5 protein-coding genes are annotated in these 2456 nt (G+C 65.3%); 4 read left to right on the top strand and 1 reads right to left on the bottom strand.

Translation table 11 applies throughout. The annotated features are described in order from the left end of the window. The coding region (locus B1A78_RS21415) for a YadA-like family protein (RefSeq protein ID WP_179102128.1) at positions 1 to 641 on the top strand (641 nt) is incomplete at its 5' end. 5 nt (positions 642 to 646) lie between these two features. Here the strand turns inward: B1A78_RS21415 and B1A78_RS23255 are convergent. Continuing rightward, positions 647 to 784 carry a hypothetical protein gene (locus B1A78_RS23255; RefSeq protein WP_256839794.1) on the bottom strand — a complete coding sequence of 46 codons (138 nt, stop codon included), beginning with the start codon at positions 782 to 784 and terminating at the stop codon, positions 647 to 649. On the opposite strand from B1A78_RS23255, the gene B1A78_RS21420 reads away from it, so the two are divergent. The 3 genes from B1A78_RS21420 to B1A78_RS21430 all read left to right on the top strand — a co-directional run bounded on the left by B1A78_RS21420 (position 783) and on the right by B1A78_RS21430 (position 2349). Next, positions 783 to 1265, top strand: a complete 483-nt coding sequence (locus B1A78_RS21420) for a hypothetical protein (RefSeq protein ID WP_256839796.1) — start codon at positions 783 to 785, stop codon at positions 1263 to 1265. The genes B1A78_RS23255 and B1A78_RS21420 overlap by 2 nt on opposite strands. A 184-nt stretch (positions 1266 to 1449) precedes the next feature. Further along, entirely contained in the window at positions 1450 to 1656 is a 207-nt protein-coding gene (rpsU, locus tag B1A78_RS21425; protein ID WP_037510267.1) for a 30S ribosomal protein S21, read from the top strand. A 168-nt stretch (positions 1657 to 1824) separates the two neighbouring features. Further along, on the top strand, positions 1825 to 2349 hold the full coding sequence (locus tag B1A78_RS21430) for an FKBP-type peptidyl-prolyl cis-trans isomerase (protein ID WP_077148861.1): 525 nt from the start codon (positions 1825 to 1827) through the stop codon (positions 2347 to 2349). The last annotated feature ends 107 nt before the right edge of the window (positions 2350 to 2456 follow it).

Consider the following 2456-nt stretch of genomic DNA (forward strand, 5'->3'; position numbering starts at 1 on the left):
CCGTCGCTTCGGGGAACCTCAGCCTCGCTTCGGGTCATCAGGCGCAGGCCGCCGGCATCCAGGCAACTGCGGTCGGCAAGAATGCCAATGCGGCGTTCGACAACTCGACCGCCGTCGGCTTCGGCGCCACCACGACGCGTGCCAACCAGGTCAAGCTGGGCGGCACGGGCAGCAGCGTGACGGTCGGCGATATCGCCGCCTCGACCGCCGCGCAGACGGGGACGCTCAGCTTCGCCACCGTCGATGCGTCGGGCACGCTCGGCGCCGGCCCGACGGTGTCGAGCCTTGCGACGGCCTCGGCACTCGCCGCGACCAACGCCAATGTCTCGGCGCTGCAGACGCTGACCGCGACGCACACCAGCCAGATCGGCACGCTGTTCGCGCAGTCGGAAGACAATCGCCGCGAAGCGCGCCTCGCCAATGAAGGCGTGGCGCTGGCGCTGTCGATGGAAACCCCGGCGCTGCCCAGCGATGCCAAGTTCGGCTTCTCGGGCGGCATCGGCTATTACAACGACCGCACTGCGGGCTCGGTCGCGATGACCGCGCGCATCAGCGAGAAGGCCACCTTCTCGGCGGGCGTCGGCGCGGGCTTCGACTCGGGCGAGATCGGCGCACGCGGCGGCTTCCAGGTCGTCTGGTAAGCCATTTATGAAATCGGGCGATGCGTCTTGCCAAAGGCGCATCGCCCTTTCATGTTGGATTTTATGAACAGCATCATTCCTTCGAAACGCGGCGCGAAAGCAGCCGCTTTTTCTTTGTCTGCCGCGCTGCTGGCGATCGCCATGCCCGCGCAGGCCCAGACCGGCGCCGCGGCGCCGCCGCCCGCCGCCGCGATGCCGGTGCCGGGCGACCTTGAGCTTGCCAAGCTGATCTGGTCGACGATCGTCGCGATCGACCATGCCAACCAGTCGGGCAATTATTCGGTGCTGCGCGACATCAGCTCGCCGGCGTTCCAGATCGCCAATGATCCGTCGCGGCTGGCGCAAATCTTTGCCTCGCTTCGCGAAAACCGCGTCGACCTGTCGAACAGCCTGCTGCTCGCGCCGGTCTACAACGGCCCGGCGCAGGTGGGGGCGGGCAATGTGCTGCGCGTGCGCGGTAGTTTCGGGCTGCGCCCGACCGCGGTCGCCTTCGACTTCGAATTCCAGTGGTATAATGGCAAATGGCGCCTGTTCGGCGTGGCGATCTCACCGATGCCATTGGCGACGCAGCAGCCTTCGTCGGCGCCCGAGGTGCCCGACGCCAGGCGGCGCGGGGGGCAATAGCCACGTTTTACGCCCCTGCCGCCGCGCAGGGGCTTGCATTTGGCCGCGAATCTGCGTAGTGGCGCTCGCATCGGAACGTCGCGGCATCGCGGCGCTTCTTTTATTGCCCATATATCGGCGATTTAAGGTGGACCGTTTTCCCGGTTGCCCTTGATCGTTGGACGAACCGGAGACGACACGGCATATGCAGATCATCGTTCGCGACAATAATGTCGACCAGGCCCTTCGCGCGCTCAAGAAGAAGCTGCAGCGTGAGGGCGTGTATCGCGAAATGAAGCTGCGCCGTCACTACGAAAAGCCCAGCGAAAAGCGTGCCCGCGAGCATGCCGCCGCCGTTCGCCGCGCCCGCAAGATGGAGCGCAAGCGGATGGAGCGCGACGGGATCAAGTAAGACCCGTCCTTCCCGTTCGGGATCCGGATTTGAAGAGGGCGCTGCGGCAACGCGGCGCCCTTTTTCATTGCGTCGATGCCGCCATTTGCCTCTGGACCGCGACTTGCCGCTCCGCCTATAGGCTTTCGCGTTATTTTGCTCCGCGGGGGCAGGGGAAGGATCAGCGACATGAGTGTTACGACGGTTCCATTGCGTCCGGTGAGCAAGGGCGGCCTGTGGCTGATGTGGTTCGGCGTCGCGGGCCTGATCGTCGCGGCGATCGCCTTTGCGGTGAGTTCGACCCCGCGCATCGGGTTCGAAACGATCAAGGAAGGCACCGGCCCCAAGCCCGCGATGGCCGACTATGTGCTCGTCAAATATGAAGGCAAGCTCGACGACGGCACGGTGTTCGACGCCAATGAGCGCGCGCCTTTCGCGGTCGCGCAGACCGCGCCCGGCTTTGCCGAAGGGCTGACGCGGATGCAGAAGGGCGGCAAGTACAAGCTGACCATTCCGCCCTCGCTCGGCTATGGCGACGAAGACAATGGCCCGATCCCGGGCGGCAGCACGCTGCATTTCGACGTCGAACTGCTCGAATTCAAGACCGAGGCCGAGATGCGCGAGCTGCAGCAGCAGATGCAGCAGCAACAGATGCTCCAGCAGCAGATGATGCAGCAGCAACAGATGCAGGGCGGCCCGCCGCCGGCGCCCTGATCGGGACAAGGCCTATCGGGCATTCAAGACGGCGGCAGGTGATCCTGCCGCCGTTTTTGTTTGTCGGATTTGGAGCGCGGGGAGGCGGGCATTGATCTCCCCTCCCG

Source organism: Sphingopyxis sp. KK2 (assembly GCF_001990265.1).
Lineage (GTDB): Bacteria > Pseudomonadota > Alphaproteobacteria > Sphingomonadales > Sphingomonadaceae > Sphingopyxis.